This is a genomic window from uncultured Jatrophihabitans sp. (genome assembly GCF_964246335.1).
Classification (GTDB): Bacteria; Actinomycetota; Actinomycetes; order Mycobacteriales; family Jatrophihabitantaceae; genus Jatrophihabitans.
In genome coordinates this window covers 22,887-39,526 of the sequence record NZ_CAXTQF010000006.1, presented here as the reverse complement: position 1 = coordinate 39,526, position 16,640 = coordinate 22,887, and the positions used below count along the sequence as shown (strand labels likewise).

The window sequence follows — 16,640 nt, the reverse complement described above, 5'->3', positions numbered from 1 at the left end:
ATGAATACCGACAACCGTGCGACGCGCACCAAGCGCATCGCCACCGTCGCGCTGGCCGCGTCACTCGCCGTGGGGGTCGCCGCCTGTGGCCGCGGCGGCAGTTCGAGCGGCAAGAGCACCAAGGACGTCCGCATCGCTATCGCGACGCGCGACTTCACCAATCCGTACTGGGCCGCATTGCGTGACGGCGCCCAGGCCGAGGGCAAGAAGCAGGGCGTCAAGGTGACCGTGCAGGCGGGCGACAGTGAGACCGACTCGACCGGCGAGAACACCAAGATCTCCGCGCTCGCCGCGCAGAATTACACCTGCTTCGGCGTCACCCCCGTCAACGCGACCAACGTCATCACGCCGCTGGTGCCGGTCGCCCGCAAGAAGATCCCGATCCTGAACATCGACACGCAGATCAGTCCGTCGACGTCGAAGGCGGCGGGCGTGTCGTACAAGTCGTTCATCGGCTCGGACAATCTGCAGGCCGGCAAGCTGGCCGGCGCGACGATGCTCAAGCTGCTCGGCGGCACGGGCCAGGTGGCGGTGCTGCAGGGCATCGCCGGCGAGCAGAACGGCATCAACCGGCTCACCGGTTTCACCCAGTCGACCCAGGGCAAGTTGCAGATCGTCGCCAAGCAGCCGGCGAACTACGATCAGGCAACCGCGCTGACGGTTACGTCCGCGATCCTGCGCGCGCACCCGACGATCACCGGCATCTTCGCGGCGAACGACACGATGGGCCTCGGCGCCGCGCAAGCGGTCAAGAACGCCGGCAAGGCCGGCAAGATCAAGATTCTCTCGGTGGACGGCATCACGGACGCGCTGAAAGCGGTGCAGGCCGGAACACTGAGCGGCACGATCACGCAGTACCCGTACGCCGAGGGACAGCTCGCCGTGCAGGCGTGCATCAAGCTGGCGCAGGGCAAGTCGATCCCGGCCCGCGTCGTCGCGCCGATCAAACTGATCGACAAGTCCAACGTGGCGCAGTCGATCAAGTCGTTCCCGGAGCCGTTCGTCCCTTACCACAACCCGATCACCGGTAAGTCGCAGCAGTGATGGCCGAGACGGACACCCGCGACCGAGCCGACGACCCGGACACGGCTGCGGCCGGCGGCGAGGCTGCCGGCCGTGGCCGGGGCAGTCGGTTCTCGGTTGCCTCGGCGGCGCGCTATGCCTCCGTCATCGGTCTGGTCATCGTGTTCATCGCGTTCTTCATCGCGACGCCCGACTTCCTGACCACCGGCAACATCAGCGACCTGCTGGTCTCGGCGTCGATCCTCGCCGTGCTCGCGATGGGCCAGCAGCTCGTGGTGAGCGTCGCGGGCATCGACCTGTCGATCGGGTCGAACCTGCCCTGGGCGGCTGCCGTGCTCGGGTACCTCGCGACGCACGGCTGGCCGCTCGCGCTGGCGATCATCGTCGCCATCGCCGCGGCAGGCGTGGTGGGCGTCGTCAACGGCGTGCTGGTGGCCTACCTGAACATGACGGACTTCATCGTCACGCTCGGCTCGTTATCCGTCGTCAGCGGCATCACCCTGCTGCTGACGAGCGGGAACACCGTGCCGGTCAACTCACACTTCCTTCAGGACCTGGCGTTGAACGGCGCCGGGCCGGTGAAGTGGTTCTGGCTGGTGGCGCTCGTGGTTGCGCTGCTGACCGCGTTCCTGCTGTTCCGGACGCGGACGGGCACGCACCTGCTCGCCACCGGCGGCAACCTGGAGGCGGCCCGCGGCACCGGCGTGCACGTATCGCGGATGCGACTGCTCGCGTACGTGTTCTCCGGCCTCGTCACCGGCGTCGCCGGTGTGCTGTTCGTGGCGCGCACCGGTGGTGCGGATCCCAGCCTGCAGACCGACCTGCTGCTCAGCTCCATCGCCGCGGTAGTGCTCGGCGGATCGAGCCTGTTCGGCGGCCGCGCGTCCGTGCTCGGCTCGGCTGTCGGCGCAGTGCTGCTCGAAAGCCTGATCAACGGATTCACGCTGGTCGGCATCTCGCAGAACTACCAGCCGATCGCGGTCGGCGGGGTCGTGCTCGGCGCCGCGTTCATCTCGAGATTCCAGAAGTAGGAGCCGACGATGACGACCTTCGACAAGACCGCCGCAGCACCGCGCGAGGACGCCGACGACAGCCCGCTCGTGGAGATCGAGGGGCTCACCAAGTCCTTCGACGCCGTGCGCGCGCTGCAGGGCGTCGACATGACCATCCGGTCCGGGCAGGTCACCGCGCTCGTCGGTGACAACGGCGCGGGCAAGTCGACCCTGGTCCGGTGCCTGACCGGTGTGCAGTCCGCGGACGGCGGGGTCATCCGCTTCCGCGGCCGTCCGGTGCGCATCTCGTCCCCGGACGCCGCGCGCAAGCTCGGCATCGAGACCGTGTACCAGGACCTGGGACTGATCGAGGATCTGCAGGTCTGGCAGAACCTGTTCCTCAACCGCGAACTCGTGCGCGGCGTGCCGCCGATCCGCGTGCTCGACAAGCGCCGCATGATCAGGCAGAGCGCGGAGGTGCTCAAGACCCTGGACGTCGCGGTGCCGAACGTGCGGGCCACCGTGCGCCGCATGTCGGGAGGTCAGCGGCAGAGCGTCGCGATCGCCCGGGCGGCGAACTGGGGCAAGACTCTCGTGATCATGGACGAGCCGACCGCCGCGCTCGGCGTCCGCGAGACCGCAGCCGTGGAGAAGCTGATCGGTCGGTTGCGCGAGTCGGGCGTGACGGTGCTGCTGATCAGCCACGACATGGCGCAGGTGATGCGGGTGGCGGACACCGCCTGGGTGCTGCGTCGCGGCCGGGCGGTCGCGCAGCGCGACGTCAAGCAGACCTCCGGTGACGAGCTGGTCGGCCTCATCACCGGCGCGGTCGCCGGCGACGCCGATGGCTGACCCGAGCACCGCGGGCCCGGACGTGCTCGTCGTCGGTTCGATCAATACCGACCACGTCGTCGTGGCCGACACGTTCCCGTCCCCGGGCCAAACTGTGCTCGGCAACGCGGTGCGTTCGTCGGTCGGCGGCAAGGGCGCCAACCAGGCGGTGGCGGCCGCGCTGGCCGGCGCCCGCACGATGTTCGCCGGCCGGGTCGGCGACGACGCCGCGGGCACCCGGGCGTTGGCCGCCCTGCGCGAGCGCGGCGTAGACGCAGCCCTGACCGGCCGGCTGTCCGAGGTCGACACGGGCAGCGCCTGGATCACCGTGGCGCAGGACGACAACACGATCATCGTGGTGCCGGCGGCCAACGCCGAGTGGCCGGACGACTGGCCGGCGCGCGACGACGCCGCTCGCGCCGCGCTCGATACAGCGTCCATCGTGCTGTGTCAGTTGGAGATCCCGGTGCGCGTCGTGCAGGCCGCGCGCACCGCCGCCACCGGGCGGTTCGTGCTCAACGCCGCACCCGCCGCGCCGCTGCCCGACGAGCTGCTGGCCGGCTGCGACGTGCTGGTCGTCAACGAGCACGAGCTCGCAGTCGTTGCCGGCGAACACGACGACCGTGGTGTGGACGTCGCCGTCGCGCAAGGGCGGCTGCGCCAGCGCGGCGTCGGCGCGGTGGTGACGACGCTGGGTGCGGACGGAGCGGTCGTCAGCGCGGCCGGTGACACGTACGAGGTGCCCTCACCTGCCGCACGTGTAGTCGACACGACCGGCGCGGGCGATGCATTCACCGGCGTGCTGTGTGCCCGCCTCGCGGCAGGCGCGGCGTTGTCGGAGGCGGTTCACTGGGCCGTCGCGGCCGGCTCGCTCGCGGTGCGCAGCGCCGGCACGCACGACGCCTATCCCGACCTCGCGCAGCTGCGCGCGCTCGTGACCGACGAGCTGGCGTCGTGAAGACGTCGGGGATCGTGCACGCCGAACTCGCCGGGCGCCTCGCGGCGTTGCGCCACACCCAGTCGTTCGTCATCACCGACGCCGGACTTCCGCTGCCGCCGACCGTGCCCGTGGTCGACCTCGGCTACCGGTACGGCCAACCGCCGTTCGTCGATGTGGTGCGCACCGTGCTCGCCGAGGTGGTCCTCGAACACAGTTGGGTCTCGCGCGACGTCGTGGACGCGAACCCGGCGGTCTGGGACTTCCTCCGTTCGACCGGGCTGGACCCGGAGCAGCTCGAGCACGAACGGTTCAAGGACGCGGCCGCGCACGCGACGTTCGCTGTGCGCACCGGCGAGGACACGGTGTTCGCCAACCTGCTGTGCCGCGCGGGCGTGCCCTTCGCGCCCTGACCCCAGCTCGCGACGTCGGATCAGGGCCGCTGCGCGCGGTCCTGCTCGGCCAGTGCGTCGACCACCGTCGCGGCCGCGAGCGTCCAGGCGTTGCGGGTCGCCTCGGCGAGCTCGGTCCAGCGGATCGGGCCGCCGTGTGCGATCGCGGAGTCGTAGGGGATCTCCGCCACGGCTCGCGTCCGCGACCGGAAATGCTCGAGCAGTTGGTTGCGCACCTGCTTGTCCGGGGTCGGGTCAGCCGCCGTCAGGACCGTGACGGCGTTGCGGGCCAGCTCTTCCCGACCGGTCTGCGCGAGGTGGTCGAGCACCCACGACCCGCTGTAGCCGACGTCGCGCTGGTAGGACGACACGACCACGACGAGGTCGGCGGCGTTGACCGCGGCCTGCCAGTTCGGCGAGCGCACGTTGTTGCCGGTGTCGACGACGATCATGCGGTAGAAGCGGCCGAGCACCGTGTGCAGCCGATGGAACTCGTCCTCACCGATCTGCGACATGTTGCCGGGGTGATCGTCGCTGACCAGCGCATCGAAGTGCGCATCCGGCTGCGCGCGCACGTAGTAACCCAGGTCGCCGACGCGGGCGTCGAAGCGCTCGAACTCGTCCAGCGCCCCGAGCAGGTCCCAGACGGTGGACGTCTGCTGGCCGGTGTTGGCGACGCGGACCGCGAGCGTGCCGCGGGTCTCGTTGTCGTCCCAGCCGACGACGTAGCCGCCGCGGTAGGCGCCGAACGCGGACGCGAGGCAGATCGTCGTCGGGGTCTTGCCCGCGCCACCCTTCGGCTGCACGACGACGACGGTCTTCGGCCGGGCGAAGCCGTACTGGATGCGCTCGATCGCGCCGCGCACGGCGAGCTCCTGGTCGCTCGCCTTCGGCTTGATCAGCCCGCCGCTGCCGCGGTTGACGCGCCCGCGCCAGCCCCAGCTGGCGGGCTCCGCGTCCGTGGGACGCACGTTCGGGGCGAGCAGGTCCTCCGGCCTGGGCATGCGGCCCGGCTGCTGCGTGGGCGCCGGTGCTGACTGCTGCGTCGGCTGCTGCTGCGCGGGCGCCGGCTGTTGCTGCGCGGGCGCCGGCTGCTGCTGCGCGTCGGGCGCAGCTTGCTGCGATTTCGGCACCCATCCCTGCGGCGGCTGCTGCTCGACCGGCTGCTGCTGGCCGTAGTCCTGCTGCTGGCTGTAGTCCTGCTGCTGGCCGTGATCCTGCTGCGGGGCATACGGCGGCGGCGCATAGGGCGGCTGTGCCTGCGCGGGCTGACCGGCGTACGGGTGCTGGCTCGGCGCGTCATACGTACGGGCCGCCTCGCCGCGCGGTCGGCGGCGGCGTCCACCACGCGACGGTGCCGGCTCCGGTCGCCAGTCGACCCGGGGCGGCGGCTCCCAGTTCGCGGCAGGCGCCGGCGCCTGGTCGCCTTGTGCGGGCGTCGGCTGCTGCTGTTGGCCGGTCGACGGCGCGAAGAACGGCCCCGGCGGCACCGGCGCCCCACTGGTCACACCGCGGGCCGACTCGGCCGGCGCACCCTGCGAATCCTCGTCGCGCGACTGCGGCGGGATCGGGTACTGCTGGCCGGGGTCGGCCGTCCCGAAGACGGGCCGCTGGTACGGGCCGGGCGGCGGCCCGTACTGCCCGGCCGACGTCGACTGCCCGTCGTCGGCACCGTCGGCACCGTCGGCAGCGGCGGCGCCTCTGTGGTCGGCGTCGTCCGCGTCGGGACCGTCGGCGCCGGCAGCGCTCGCGTCGCCCGGTTCCCAGCTGTGGCTCATCCGTACTCCCTTGCCGCTACGCAGGCCGTTGTTCGCTGCTGCACAGCTTCGAGTCGATCAGTGGCCGGGCGTTACGTCAACGCCGCGGCACCTGCCCATCGCGCAGCACCCGGCTCCAGATGACCACTTTTCGGCGGCAAAAGTGGTCATTCCGGCATGCAAGAAGCTAACCGAGGGGTCAGCGGGCGGCGCGGCGGGTGCGTGCCGAGGTGGCGCGCGAGTTCTTCTTCGCGGCCGCCGCGGCGACCTTCTCCTTCTCCTCGACCGCCCGTGCGATCGCGAACTCCGCGAGCGCGTCGATCAGCGCCGGCACCGTGGCGTTCTCCGGCTGCACGTCGACGCGCAGGCCGAACTCCTTGGCGGTGGCAGCGGTCTGCGGACCGATGCACGCGACGACCGTGCGCGCGTGCGGCTTGCCAGCGATCCCGACGAGGTTGCGCACCGTCGACGACGAGGTGAAGCACACGGCCTGGAAGCCGCCCGACTTGATCGCGTCGCGGATCTCGGCGGCCGGCGGCGCGGCGCGCACGGTGCGGTAGGCCGTCACGTCGTCAATCTCCCAGCCGAGCTCGCGCAGCCCGGCCGCGAGCGCCTCGGTCGCGATGTCGGCCCGCGGCAGCAGCACCCGGTCGATCGGGTCGAGGACCTCGTCGAACGGCGGGAAATCGGCGAGCAGACCCTCGGACGACGAGTTCTCCTCCGCGGGCACGAGGTCGGGCTTGATGCCGAAGGCTCGCACGGCGTCGGCCGTGGCAGCGCCGACGCAGCCGATCTTGACGCCGGCGAAGGCGCGCGCGTCCAGACCGAACTCCTCGAACTTCTCGCGCACGGCACGCACCGCGTTCGTGGAGGTGAACACGATCCACTCGTAGCGGCCGGTCACCAGGCCCTTGATCGCGCGCTCCATCTGCGTGGGCGTGCGCGGCGGCTCGACGGCGATCGTCGGCACCTCGACCGGCACCGCGCCGTGCGCCGCCAACCGGGTGCTCATCGCGCCGGCCTGCTCCTTCGTGCGCGGCACGAGCACCCGCCAACCGTAGAGCGGACGCGACTCCCACCAGGTCAGCTTGTCGCGCTGCGCGGCAGCCTTGCCCACGGTGACGACGAGCCGGCCGGTCATCCCGACGGCCGCGAGCTCGAGTTCGCCGAGCGAACCTGCGACCGTCTGCTGCTCACTGGTCGTGCCGTTGCAGCTGACCGTCACGGCCGTGTCCGGCTTGCAGCCGTTCGCGACGAGCTGCTCGCCGACGAGCTGCACGTCCGCGGCGTCGACGTCGACGACGAGCGTGCCGGCGTAGTGCGCCAGCGCGTCGTAGTCGGTGTTGTTGGCATCGCGCAGCACGGCCTCGGTGTGGACATTGCCGACCGGCACGCCGGCGTACGCGGCGGTGCCGACGCCGGACGCCACACCCGGCACGACGGCGTAGGGCACGACGGTCTTCGCCACGGCCAGCACCTCGCGCACCGCGTCGTCGTCACCGAACGGGTCGCCGGCGACGATGCGCACGACGTCCGCGCCGGCACGGGCCTCGGCGAGCAGCGCCTTGGCGGTGTCGGCCGGCGTGGCCTCGACGCCGCGCACATCCGCACCGACGGCGAGGCCGGTGATCGCTGCGGGCACGGCGGTGTCCGCGACGACGATCGCCGCCCCGGTTATCGCCTGCGACCCCAACGTGGTCAGCAGACCGGGGTCGCCCGGGCCGGAGCCCACGAAGGTGATGCGGCCGAGACTCTTGCGCGCGCGGGTCATGTGGTGCTTCCCATCATGTTGTCTGCGCCGTCGGCGAGCAGCTCGGCGGCAAGCCGCCGGCCAACGCCTGCGGCATCGGTGGTCGATCCGGTGGCCGAGAGTCGGACGGCGTCACTGCCGTCCAGCGCGGTCACCGATCCGCGGAGAAAGATCAGAGGGTCGGAATCACTGGAGTCACCGTCGACGATCTCGGCCAGGGCGCCGACCGGCGCCGAGCAGCCTGCCTCGAGCGCCTCGAGCAGCGCGCGTTCGGCGGCGACGGCCGTGCGCGAGTCCGGGTGATCCAGGGCGGCGACGACTTCCAGCGCTGCGTCGTCGTCGGCGCGGCACTCGACGGCGAGCGCTCCCTGCGCGGCCGCCGGCAGCACCTGGATCGGGTCGAGGATCTCGGTGACGGCGTCGGTGCGCTCGATGCGCTGCAGTCCGGCGTAGGCGAGCACCACGGCGTCGAGCTCGCCGTCGAAGACGCGACCCATCCGGGTGTCGATGTTGCCGCGCACCGCGACGACGTCCAGCCCGAGGCCGAGCGCGTTCAGCTGCGCGGCGCGGCGCGGCGAGCCCGTCCCGACGCGCGCGCCCGTCGGCAGCTCGCCGAGCGTCAGGCCGTCGCGCGCCACCAGCGCGTCGCGGGCGTCGGCGCGTTGTGGCACGGCACCGATGGAGATGCCCGGCTGCGGGCCGGTGGGCAGGTCCTTGTAGGAGTGGACGGCAACGTCGATGCGGCGCTCGAGCAGCGCGGTGCGCAGCGCGGAGACGAACACACCGGTGCCGCCGATCTGCGTCAGCGCGGCCGCCGAGCGGTCGCCCTCGGTCTGGATGTGCACGATCTCGGCGGGCGTCGGCAGCGCGTTCGCGACCGAGTCGGTCTGCGTGCGGGCGAGCCGGCTGGCGCGGGTGCCGATGCGCAGCGTGCGGGTGGCGGTCATGACGCCGCACCCCCCGGGCTCGTCGGCGCCTTTACCGCGGCGACGGCCTCGGCCGCGGCCGGGTCGAGGTCGAACAGTTCGCGCAGGGCGGCGGCGTACTGGTCGCCGCCGGGCATCGAAGCCAGCTCCTTGACCCGCACCGTCGGCGCGTGCAGCACCTTCTCGACCGCGCGGCGCACGGCGTCCGCGACCTCGCGCCGCTGCGCGGGAGCGAGGTCGGGAAGTCGGTGGTCCAGCCGGGTCAGCTCGCCGTCGATGACCTGGTTCGCGCGGGCGCGCAGTGCGGTGACGGTGGGCGCGACCGCGAGCCGCTGCTGCGCGGCCAGGTGGTCGGCGAGTTCCTCGGCGATGATCGCCGCGGCGTCGCGGACCTCGGTCTCGCTCACGGACGCGCCGCTGTCGCGCAGTGCTTCGAGGTCGACGTAGGTGACGTCGGCCTGCGTGCCGACCGCGGGGTCGACATCGCGGGGCAGGGCGAGATCGAGCACGATCAGCGGGCGTCCGCCGCGCGGGCCGATGGCGTCGCTCTCCAGCACGAGCCCGGTCGAGCCGGTCGAGGACACGAGCACGTCGGCCGTGTCGAGCTCGGTGCGTACGGCGTCCAGCGAGACGGCCCGGGCGCCGAGGCTCTCGGCGAGCCGTGCGCCGCGCTCGGCCGACCGGTTGGCGACGACGATGTCGGTAATGCCCCGCCGACGCATGGTGGCACCGGCCAGCGCGCCCATCGACCCGGCGCCGATGACCACCGCGGTGCGACCGGTCAGGCCACCGAGGACGGTCTCGGCCTTGTCGAGCGCCACGGAGACGATCGACGCGCCGGCCCGGTCGATGCCGGTGTCCGAGTGCACGCGCTTGCCGACGCGCAGCGCCGTCTGCGTGAGGTCGTGCAGCACCGTGCCGACGGAGCCGAGCTCGCTGCCCATCGTGTAGGCCGCGCGCAGCTGACCGAGGATCTGCGATTCGCCCACCACCATGGAGTCCAGGCCGGCGGCGACGCTGAACATGTGCTCGGCTGCGGCCTCCGCGAAGTGCACGTACAGGTTGTCGGTGACGGCGAGGCCGGCGTGCCGCGCCAGAACGCTGGTGATCTCCTCGACCCCGCGGTGGAAGCGCGCGACGTCGGCGTACACCTCGACGCGGTTGCACGTCGAAAGCAGCAGCACCTCGCTGACGGTCTCGGCGTCAGCGAGCTCGTCGATGGTCTTGCGGACGTCGTCGAGCGGCACAGCGGTGCGCTCGAGCACGGACACCGGAGCCGTGCGGTGGGAGAGCCCGACCACGAGGACGGTCATCGGACCGCCACCTTGGCCAGCGCCTTGCGGGTCTCGTGGAACGACAGGATCTGCAGCTCGGCAGCGAGATCGACCTTGCGGACGTCGACGTGCCCCGGCACGGACAGCGTCACAGGAGCGAAGTTCAGGATGCTGGTGATGCCGCAGGCGACGATCCGGTCGCAGATCTCCTGCGCGTTCGCGGCCGGCACCGCGAGCACCGCGATGTCGATCGAGTGCTCGGCGACGACGGTCTCCAGCTCGGCGACGTCGCGCACGGTCAGCCCGCGCACCGTCGCGCCGATGAGACCGGGCGCGGCATCGATCAGCGCCGCCACGCGGAATCCGCGGGAGGCGAACCCGGCGTACCCGGCGAGCGCCTGACCCAGGTTTCCGACGCCGATCAGTGCGACCGAGCGATGCACGGTCAACCCGAGCGTGCGCTCGATCTGCTCGGTGAGCGTGGCGACGTCGTACCCGACGCCGCGGATGCCGTACGAGCCGAGATAGGACAGGTCCTTGCGCAGCTTGGCCGAGTTCACGCCCGCAGCAGCGGCGAGTTCCTCCGACGACACGGTGTCGGTGGTCCGGCCGCTGAATGTCCCCAGCACCCGCAGGTAGGTGGCCAGTCGCGCGACCGTCGCGTCCGGAACCCGCGCGTCGACCGACGGCGTACCGGCTGCGCCGACCGTGCCACCGGCGGGCTTGCGGCGCGGATCACGCGTGCGGGTCATTGCTCGAGAACACCTCGGACGGCACGGGCGCACGCGCTAAGCCCCCGTTTTGGGGGCCGTCGAGCGGCATCGCACCGGTGTGGTAGAAGCAGACTGTCGACGCCGAACGCTACGCCGCTCGTGAAAGTTTTCCCAAATCGTCGATGACGTGCTAGAGAAGCTTCAACGCGCCAGCGCGCGGCGCAATCGAGCGGGTTCGACCCGCCAATATCCGTGCTCGCGGCCGTCGACGAGGATCACCGGAACGCGGTCGCCGTAGGTGTCCTGCAGCACCGCGGCCGCGTCCACGTCGACCTCCCGATACTCGAAGCCGAGTTCGCCGGCCAGCCCGTGCAGCTGCTCGGCCGCGACCGCGCACAGGTGGCACCCGTCGCGGGTGATCAGCGTGACCTGGTGATCAGCCGCGGGCACCGGGAAACCCCCGCTTCCGCGTGCACCTGCTCGCCACCGCCACGCGCCAACCCTAAAGACCGGGCCGGATGGGCTTCCCAGGCGAATTCTTACCGGGCAGTATCAACTCCGCCAAAAAGGTTGCGCGGCCTGTTCGATCCACCCGCGATCCGGATACAGTTAGCGCGAGCTTTACGCCGATGGGCGGCCGGACCATACCGCCCCAGCCAACGCACGAGTTGGGGGTTTGTCGGAGTGCTGGGCGCACGGGCGCGACGCCGTGTGTTGGCGCGCGCCGAAAACGAACTCCGGCCGCCGCCCTGCGCACCTGCTCCGCACATGCCGCAAGCACTGCAGTCGCTCGCCGTCCTGGTCAACGACGCACTTGCCGCGCTGGATACGCAGGGGCCCCAGATCGCGCTTTCCGTCGCCGGAACGCCAGCCCGCGGCCACCTCGTGGCGCAGTCGGCGCTGGAGACCACGGCGCCCGCGCGCCGCCGCCGACCCGCGCGCGGCCCGCACGCGGTGCGCAGCGCGCCGAACGCGCCGAGCGATCCCGACGCGGATTCGACCGACGCCGTCGACGACGACCACGTCGCCGCCTGGCAGCTCGTGCGGCAGGCGCAGGCCGGCGACGGCGACGCGTTCGGGCAGCTGTACGACCGCTACGTCGACATGGTGTTCCGGTTCATCTATTACCGCGTCAACGACCGCGCGCTCGCCGAGGACTTCACCAGCGAGACCTTCCTGCGTGCGCTGCGCCGCATCAAGACCTTCACCTACCAGGGCCGCGACATCGGCGCGTGGTTCGTCACGATCGCGCGCAACATCGTGCTCGACCACGTGAAGTCGGCCCGCAACCGGCTCGAGAGCACCACGGCCGAGGCACCGGAGCGCGACCACGCGCCGAGCACGGAGAACGCGGTGCTCGCCGGCATCGAATCAGCCACGCTCATCGCGGCGATCGAGGAGCTCGGCGACGAGCAGCGCGAGTGCGTCATGCTGCGCTTCATCCACGGCATGTCGGTCAGCGAGACCGCGTCGGTCATGGGCAAGAACGACGGTGCGGTCAAGGCGCTGCAGCACCGGGCCGTGCGCAAGCTGGCCGATCTGGTGCGTGGTGAGCTGTGACGACGACGGGCCTGCCCGGACGGTCGAACCGGCTCATGCGTGCCAACGGCGGCGAATGCCCGACGCGCGCCAGTAACTACCCGTGCGTAGCGTCGTTGGGCCTTGCGAGAACCGGCCGTAAGCGTTTCGGGAGGAGGTCGCGATGAGCGGACGTCGCACGCCCGTGCTCGACACGCTGCGTCGCCACCCCGACCCGCAGCGCTCGACCGACCCGAACGTGCGGGCGGTGCTCGACGCGCTCGCCGAACTCGAGTACGCACCGGCGCCGGACCTGACCTTCCGCAACGAACTGCGGGCCCAGCTCGTCGCCGTCGCGCCGGGGATCGTCGAAGAGTCCCCCGACGCCGCACCGGAAGCCGCGCCCGCCCGCGCCCGACACAGTGCAGTCGCCGCCGCGCCACGCGCGCGGCGCTCTATCGGTCGGCCGCTGGCCATCGCCGCGTCGGTCGTCGTGGTGCTGGCGATGGTGCTCGCGGGCGCCACCTGGATGAGCCAGAAATCGCTGCCCGGCGACACGTTGTACGGCCTCAAGCGGGCGAGCGAGAACGTGCGGCTGTCCTTGGCGTCGAACTCGGTGTCCGCCGCGCACGACCGGCTGGAGTTCGCCGCGACCCGGGTCGAGGAAGCGAGTCGGCTGCTGGGCCGCGCGCAGCCGCAGGCGGACGCCGCGCCGAACGCCTCCGCCGCCGCGCTGATCTCGCAGTCGCTGACGGCGGCGGACCGCGACGTGCTGTCCGCGTCCCGCGCCCTGAACAAGGCAGCGGTGTTCCAGCACTCCACCGCACCGCTCACCACCCTGCTGAACTGGGCTCCGGCCCAACTGACCCGGCTGCAGAGCCTGGCGGCGGCGATGCCGTCCGGCGCGCTGCGTACCCGCACGATCACGTCGTGGGGGTTGGTCAAGTCCGCCTGGACCCGGTCCACCACCCTGCGCGCGGTCGCCGGTTGCGGCGTCAGCGGCGCACGCAACGACAGGTTCGGCCCGGTGCCGGCCGCACCGTGCGCGACTTCGACACCGGCCAAGCCCGCTACGCCGCACGTCGCGCCGACGGCGCACCGGCCGGCCCACAAGTCGGGCGGCGCGGGTACGACGAGCAAGCACAGCGGTGCCGCCACGCACAGTCGGTCGGGCACCGGCAGCAGCCGGTCCGGTACGAATGGTGGCGCCCCGGTCCCGGCGCTGCCGACGCCGAGCGCGCCCGCCCTGCACCTGCCGAAGCCGAAAATTTCGCCGCCCGTCAAGGTCAGTAGTTGCGGCGTTTCCCTGGCCGTCGGCCCGGTCAGCGCCAATCTGGGGTCGTGCCCCAGCTCGCACAAGTAGCACCCACCGCCGGTCATCGGCCGCGTCGATACCCTGGTCGCCGTGACCCCGCACGGTGCTGACAGGCGTGCCGCGGGGCCCGCCGGCCAAGAACCGGCAGCCGACAAGTTCGACCCGCGCGCCGCCGCGTTCTTCGACGTCGACAACACCGTCATGATCGGCGCGTCGATCTTCCACTTCGCCAAGGGCATGGCCGCGCGTGACCTGTTCTCCTGGCGCGACCTCCTGCGGTTCACCGCGCGGCAGGCGCGGTTGCGGGTGTCCGGCGAGAACTCCACGGACATGCACTCGACCCGCGAGTCGGCGCTGGCCTTCGTCGCCGGCAAGCGTATGGCGGAGATCGTCGCCCTCGGCGAGGAGATCTACGACGAGGAGATGGCCGACCGCATCTGGTCGGGCACCGAGGCGCTGGCCCGGCGGCACCTCGACGCCGGCCAGCGCGTGTGGCTGGTGACCGCGACACCCGTCGAGCTCGCGACCATCATCGCGCAGCGGCTCGGGCTGACCGGCGCGCTGGGCACGGTCGCCGAGGCGGTGGACGGCGTCTACACCGGCCGGCTGGTCGGCGACGTGTTGCACGGCGAGGCCAAGGCCGCGGCAGTGCGCGCGCTCGCCGTCCGCGACGATCTCGACCTGGACCGCTGCTCCGCCTATTCGGATTCGATCAACGACCTACCGATGCTGTCACTGGTCGGCCGGCCGGTCGCGGTCAATCCCGACTCCGCGCTGCAGGCGGAGGCGCGCCGGCGCGGCTGGGAGATCCGCGACTTCCGCACCGGCCGCAAAGCCGCGCGCATCGGCATCCCGGCGGCGCTGGGCCTCGGCGCGGCGGCCGGCGGCGTCGCTGCAGGCATTGCCACGCACCGCGCCGCCCGCGGTGGCCGGTTCGCGCCGGCCATCGGTGCGTTCACGTTCGCGACGCGCGCGACCCGACGTGTGCTGGTGCGCGCCTGACCGTCGGGTCAGGGGCGCCGGACGACGCGGCGGCAACGGGTGCCGCGTAGCGGTCAGCGCCAGACGGAGCGGCGCTGCACGAGCAGTCGGTACAGCGAGGTCTGGATGGTCTCGCGGACCCGGTCGGTCAGCTCGAAGACGGCCGCAGCGTCCTCGGCCGCGTCCGCGCCGAGTTCCTCGGTGTGGATGGGTGCGCCGAACTCGATGTACCACTTGCTCGGCAGGGGCAGCAGGCCGAGCGGACCGAGCAGCGGGAACGTCGGCGTGATCGGGAAGTACGGCAAGCCCAGCATGCGGGCGAGCGTCTTCGCATTGCCGAGCACGGGATGGATCTCTTCGGACCCGACGATCGATACGGGGACGATCGGCACGCGGGCGCGCAACGCCGACTGCACGAAGCCACCGCGGCCGAAGCGTTGCAGCCGGTACCGCTCGGTGAAGCGTTTGCCGATGCCGTTGAATCCCTCCGGCCACACGCCGACGAGCTCACCGGCGCGCAGCAACCGGTCCGCGTCGGCGGTGCAGGCGAGCGTCGAACCGGTGCGCCGGGCGAAGGTGCCGAGCCCCGGCGTGTCGAACATCAACTGCGCGCCGAGCATGCGCAGATGCCGCCCGGCCGGATGCTCGGTGCGCACCGCCACGGCGGTCATCGCGGCGTCGAGCGGCCAGAGACCACCCGCGTGGTTGGCCACGAGCAGCGCGCCGCCCGTCGCCGGGATGTTCGCGACGCCCTCGACGTCCACCCGGAACCAGCGGTCGTACAGCGGGCGGAACAGCGGCAGGATCGCGGAGTCGGTCAGCTCGGGGTCGAAGCCGTACTCGTCGACGGCGTAGTCCCCGGACAGCCGACGTCGCAGGAAGGTCAGCGCGTCTGCGACGCGCACGCCCCAGTCGGGCTGCGGCAACTGCGCTGCACCGCTCGGCGCGAGTTCGGCGCCCGGTTCGTCGACGTCTGCGCCTGCGTCGCGACGGGTGCGGGCCAGCGTATGGATCGACGCGGTGACCGCCCCGGGGCCGGGCAGCGGCCTGCTGGCAGAGCGCGCCAATCGCCGAGCGCGACCGGCCAGGCCGTCATTCGCACCGTGCAGGGGGATGATCGTCGCTCCGTCGCGTGCGGCGTCCTCCACGTCACACCCCCTCGTGGGCGCCGGTGAGCGGACCGCGCCGCTCGCGTCGGGCCTGCAGAAGTGCGGACCCTACGCCGAGTGTGCCCAGCGCGATACGCGGCGTATGCCGGATTCCGACGAGGAACGAATCGAGCGCCTCGTCCGTGGAGTACCGCGGCGTGTACCCGAACGTCGTGTGCAGCCGGGTGGTGTCGACGGCCCGACCGAATCGCAGCCAATTCGCGTCCTCGGCTCGCAGTTCGGCGGCCGCGTTGTTGCCGAGCAACCGACCGACGGCCGACAACGCCGACCCCGGCACGGCGATCCGGGTGCGGCCGGCGCGGCGGATCGCCTGGTCCAGCGTCAGCACGCCGTCACCGGCCACGTTGACGGTGCCGGGCCGCGAGCCGACGGTGGCGAGACGCAACACCTCGACGGCGTCGGACTCGTGCAGCAGTTGAACGCGCGGGTCGTACCCCGCGATGGTGGTCACGACCGGGCTGCGCAGGTACCGCGCGAGCTGGTTGTCGATGGTCGGGCCGATCAGCTTGGCCAGCCGCAGGACGCTGATCTCGACGTCCGGGCGGCGGCGGGCGAAGCCGCGCACGTAGGACTCGATCTCGGCCGCGTCCTTCGGATAACCGCGGCCGGCGCCGCCGCGGGTCGGATCGTCCTCGGTCATGATCGCCGGGTAGCCGGACCCGCTGCCGTACACGGCTGCCGTCGAGCGCAACACCACGCGGCGCAGCGTCTCGGACTTCTGGCACGCCGCCAGCAGCTGCATCGTGCCGATGACGTTCATCTCCTGCATCGCCACCCGGCCACCGCCGGCGAGCGGGGACGACAGCAATGCGGCGTGCACCACCGTGGTCACCCGGCCCTGTGCGAAGACGTTGGTGATCAGCGGGTTGCGGGTGTCCGCCCGGACGAACTCGGTTCGTCCGAGCTGCAGCAGATCCTGTGCGGCCGGCGCGACGGTGTCGATGCCGATGATCCGCTCGATCGACGGATCGGCGGCGAGCTGCGCGGCGAGTCGGACACCGAGGAACCGGCTGACCCCGGTGATCAGGACGACTTCGGACACGGCACGCGTGTAGCGGTGTC

Annotated in this window: 16 protein-coding genes; 8 read left to right on the top strand and 8 right to left on the bottom strand. The window is 71.9% G+C overall.

What is annotated here, in order from left to right; genetic code table 11:
* From ACFFCN_RS03290 to rbsD, 5 genes are read left to right on the top strand one after another with little or no spacing between them, the layout of a single operon-like run.
* Positions 1-1,044: a substrate-binding domain-containing protein gene (locus tag ACFFCN_RS03290; protein ID WP_375489691.1), complete on the top strand. Its 1,044-nt coding sequence runs from the start codon at positions 1-3 to the stop codon at positions 1,042-1,044.
* Positions 1,044-2,054 carry an ABC transporter permease gene (locus tag ACFFCN_RS03285; RefSeq protein ID WP_375489689.1) on the top strand — a complete coding sequence of 337 codons (1,011 nt, stop codon included), beginning with the start codon at positions 1,044-1,046 and terminating at the stop codon, positions 2,052-2,054. The genes ACFFCN_RS03290 and ACFFCN_RS03285 overlap by 1 nt, the downstream gene beginning before the upstream one ends.
* Before the next feature lie 9 nt (positions 2,055-2,063).
* Positions 2,064-2,867: an ATP-binding cassette domain-containing protein gene (locus ACFFCN_RS03280; protein ID WP_375489687.1), complete on the top strand. Its 804-nt coding sequence runs from the start codon at positions 2,064-2,066 to the stop codon at positions 2,865-2,867.
* Positions 2,860-3,804 (top strand): ribokinase, encoded by a 945-nt coding sequence (locus ACFFCN_RS03275; RefSeq protein ID WP_375489685.1) that lies wholly within the window; start codon positions 2,860-2,862, stop codon positions 3,802-3,804. The genes ACFFCN_RS03280 and ACFFCN_RS03275 overlap by 8 nt, the downstream gene beginning before the upstream one ends.
* Positions 3,801-4,196 carry a D-ribose pyranase gene (gene rbsD, locus ACFFCN_RS03270; protein ID WP_375489683.1) on the top strand — a complete coding sequence of 132 codons (396 nt, stop codon included), beginning with the start codon at positions 3,801-3,803 and terminating at the stop codon, positions 4,194-4,196. Before ACFFCN_RS03275 ends, rbsD begins: the two co-directional genes overlap by 4 nt.
* A 20-nt stretch (positions 4,197-4,216) precedes the next feature.
* On the opposite strand, the gene ACFFCN_RS03265 is transcribed toward rbsD, so the two are convergent.
* From ACFFCN_RS03265 to ACFFCN_RS03240, 6 genes are all read right to left on the bottom strand, one after another.
* On the bottom strand, positions 4,217-5,953 hold the full coding sequence (locus ACFFCN_RS03265) for a hypothetical protein (RefSeq protein WP_375489681.1): 1,737 nt from the start codon (positions 5,951-5,953) through the stop codon (positions 4,217-4,219).
* 178 nt (positions 5,954-6,131) lie between these two features.
* Positions 6,132-7,703 carry a uroporphyrinogen-III synthase gene (locus ACFFCN_RS03260; protein WP_375489679.1) on the bottom strand — a complete coding sequence of 524 codons (1,572 nt, stop codon included), beginning with the start codon at positions 7,701-7,703 and terminating at the stop codon, positions 6,132-6,134.
* The gene (hemC, locus tag ACFFCN_RS03255) at positions 7,700-8,629 is read right to left on the bottom strand and encodes a hydroxymethylbilane synthase (protein WP_375489677.1); all 930 of its coding nucleotides are present in this window, start codon (positions 8,627-8,629) and stop codon (positions 7,700-7,702) included. Before hemC ends, ACFFCN_RS03260 begins: the two co-directional genes overlap by 4 nt.
* Positions 8,626-9,921 carry a glutamyl-tRNA reductase gene (locus ACFFCN_RS03250; RefSeq protein ID WP_375489675.1) on the bottom strand — a complete coding sequence of 432 codons (1,296 nt, stop codon included), beginning with the start codon at positions 9,919-9,921 and terminating at the stop codon, positions 8,626-8,628. The genes hemC and ACFFCN_RS03250 overlap by 4 nt, the downstream gene beginning before the upstream one ends.
* Entirely contained in the window at positions 9,918-10,634 is a 717-nt protein-coding gene (locus ACFFCN_RS03245) for a redox-sensing transcriptional repressor Rex (protein WP_375489673.1), read from the bottom strand. Before ACFFCN_RS03245 ends, ACFFCN_RS03250 begins: the two co-directional genes overlap by 4 nt.
* 162 nt (positions 10,635-10,796) lie before the next feature.
* A complete protein-coding gene (locus ACFFCN_RS03240; protein ID WP_375489671.1) occupies positions 10,797-11,045 on the bottom strand; it encodes a glutaredoxin family protein in 249 nt (82 codons plus the stop codon).
* A 318-nt stretch (positions 11,046-11,363) separates the two neighbouring features.
* On the opposite strand from ACFFCN_RS03240, the gene ACFFCN_RS03235 reads away from it, so the two are divergent.
* The 3 genes from ACFFCN_RS03235 (at position 11,364) to ACFFCN_RS03225 (ending at position 14,430) form a co-directional block, all read left to right on the top strand.
* Positions 11,364-12,155: a sigma-70 family RNA polymerase sigma factor gene (locus ACFFCN_RS03235; protein ID WP_375489669.1), complete on the top strand. Its 792-nt coding sequence runs from the start codon at positions 11,364-11,366 to the stop codon at positions 12,153-12,155.
* Positions 12,156-12,297: 142 nt separating this feature from the next.
* Positions 12,298-13,476 (top strand): DUF5667 domain-containing protein, encoded by a 1,179-nt coding sequence (locus ACFFCN_RS03230; protein ID WP_375489667.1) that lies wholly within the window; start codon positions 12,298-12,300, stop codon positions 13,474-13,476.
* Positions 13,477-13,518: 42 nt separating this feature from the next.
* Entirely contained in the window at positions 13,519-14,430 is a 912-nt protein-coding gene (locus tag ACFFCN_RS03225; protein WP_375489665.1) for an HAD family hydrolase, read from the top strand.
* A 53-nt stretch (positions 14,431-14,483) separates the two neighbouring features.
* On the opposite strand, the gene ACFFCN_RS03220 is transcribed toward ACFFCN_RS03225, so the two are convergent.
* Positions 14,484-15,557 carry a lysophospholipid acyltransferase family protein gene (locus tag ACFFCN_RS03220; protein ID WP_375489663.1) on the bottom strand — a complete coding sequence of 358 codons (1,074 nt, stop codon included), beginning with the start codon at positions 15,555-15,557 and terminating at the stop codon, positions 14,484-14,486.
* A gap of 1 nt (position 15,558) precedes the next feature.
* On the bottom strand, positions 15,559-16,620 hold the full coding sequence (locus ACFFCN_RS03215; RefSeq protein WP_375489661.1) for an NAD-dependent epimerase/dehydratase family protein: 1,062 nt from the start codon (positions 16,618-16,620) through the stop codon (positions 15,559-15,561).
* Positions 16,621-16,640: the final 20 nt, after the last annotated feature.

Bases quoted from the DNA above. Each gene is read 5' to 3' on its own strand.
- ACFFCN_RS03235 (WP_375489669.1), top strand. From the start codon at position 11,364: ATGCCGCAAGCACTGCAGTCGCTCGCCGTCCTGGTCAACGACGCACTT.
- ACFFCN_RS03285 (WP_375489689.1), top strand. From the start codon at position 1,044: ATGGCCGAGACGGACACCCGCGACCGAGCCGACGACCCGGACACGGCT.
- ACFFCN_RS03265 (WP_375489681.1), bottom strand. From the start codon at position 5,953: ATGAGCCACAGCTGGGAACCGGGCGACGCGAGCGCTGCCGGCGCCGAC.
- ACFFCN_RS03290 (WP_375489691.1), top strand. From the start codon at position 1: ATGAATACCGACAACCGTGCGACGCGCACCAAGCGCATCGCCACCGTC.
- ACFFCN_RS03230 (WP_375489667.1), top strand. From the start codon at position 12,298: ATGAGCGGACGTCGCACGCCCGTGCTCGACACGCTGCGTCGCCACCCC.
- hemC (WP_375489677.1), bottom strand. From the start codon at position 8,629: ATGACCGCCACCCGCACGCTGCGCATCGGCACCCGCGCCAGCCGGCTC.
- ACFFCN_RS03250 (WP_375489675.1), bottom strand. From the start codon at position 9,921: ATGACCGTCCTCGTGGTCGGGCTCTCCCACCGCACGGCTCCGGTGTCC.
- ACFFCN_RS03260 (WP_375489679.1), bottom strand. From the start codon at position 7,703: ATGACCCGCGCGCGCAAGAGTCTCGGCCGCATCACCTTCGTGGGCTCC.
- ACFFCN_RS03280 (WP_375489687.1), top strand. From the start codon at position 2,064: ATGACGACCTTCGACAAGACCGCCGCAGCACCGCGCGAGGACGCCGAC.
- ACFFCN_RS03275 (WP_375489685.1), top strand. From the start codon at position 2,860: ATGGCTGACCCGAGCACCGCGGGCCCGGACGTGCTCGTCGTCGGTTCG.
- ACFFCN_RS03245 (WP_375489673.1), bottom strand. From the start codon at position 10,634: ATGACCCGCACGCGTGATCCGCGCCGCAAGCCCGCCGGTGGCACGGTC.